At 31.6% G+C, this 1,113-nt stretch carries 2 protein-coding genes; both read right to left on the bottom strand.

The genetic code is table 11. The features are described from left to right. Positions 1-31: 31 nt before the first annotated feature. Entirely contained in the window at positions 32-271 is a 240-nt protein-coding gene (locus KHW44_RS09910) for a hypothetical protein (protein WP_304068977.1), read from the bottom strand. Between the two features lie 14 nt (positions 272-285). Next, positions 286-1,113 (bottom strand): C40 family peptidase (locus tag KHW44_RS09905; protein WP_304068975.1); only part of this gene is annotated, 828 nt, incomplete at its 5' end.

Raw genomic sequence — 1,113 nt, 5'->3', positions numbered from 1 at the left:
AGCCATAAAAAAGGCTCTTAGTCTGTTCGTATTAAATTTCTTCATTATGAATGTTCTCCTTTTCTTTTAATTTTTCTTCTCTTTTTCTATCATTGATTTTCTCCATTAATTCTTCCAAGCTGATATTGTTCCTCCTAAGAGTTACAATTATTTCTTCATTTTCAACTTGTATTTCTTCATCGTAAATTTCCTTGTATTTTGCATTTAAATCTTTTAATTTTTCTTCTATTTTTTTCTTTTTGTTTCTAATACTTATAAGCTTCCTGTTCACATAATATCTCCCTTCTATCTTGGTCTTCCAAAACCATAAAAGTGTGATTTCCAATATTTTGAATTTATTGATGTGTATTGAATTGGATCTCCTGCGTGAATCATCATTCCATTACCTGCGTATATTCCTACGTGAGATATTGGTGTTCCACTGTTATATGTTGAATGGAAAAATATAATATCTCCAGGTTGAGCTTCACTTGGACTGACTGGGTTACAATAGTCTTTGTATATTCTCCATGCAGTTGTTCTTGGCATTCTCTTTACACCAGACTTTGTAAATGACCAACATACAAAACCTGAGCAGTCAAAGTTAGATGGTCCACTTGCTCCAAACACATATCTTTTGCCTATATGTTTTTCTGCTTCATTAAATAAGGCTTTGGCAGTAGCTGAATCAAAAGCAAGACCAGGATTTCCAAAGTTTGGATTATCTACTATTTCTCCTAAGTCCCCATTACCTGATCCAAAAACATCTCCCATATTTCCCTTAGCTTCAAGAAGAGCTTCATAATGAACTACATTGTCTGGATAATCTTTAAATATTTCCCTAACAACTTCATCCATTTCTCTTTTCTTTAAAGTTACAATTAACTTTTTATATTCGTACTCTTCTTTTTCATAGCTAGTATAAGGATTGCCACGACTATCATATCTAGTTCTTGCTACTGTTCTTGTTCTAATTTCAATTTCTTCCTTAAAATCAAGCTTATACATCTTATCAAAAAGTTCTTTTAAAATTCCTTTTACTTCAGATGCTGATTTTACTTCTCCACATCTTGAAGTTATATAGGATAAAAGTTCATGGGTATTATGACCAATTTCTCCTTCTTTGTTTATGAT

The organism is Finegoldia magna (assembly GCF_018371055.1).
GTDB classification, from domain to species: domain Bacteria; phylum Bacillota; class Clostridia; order Tissierellales; family Peptoniphilaceae; genus Finegoldia; species Finegoldia magna_I.
The sequence above is the reverse complement of the archived record's forward strand: the minus strand, read 5'-3'. Positions and strand labels throughout refer to the sequence as shown.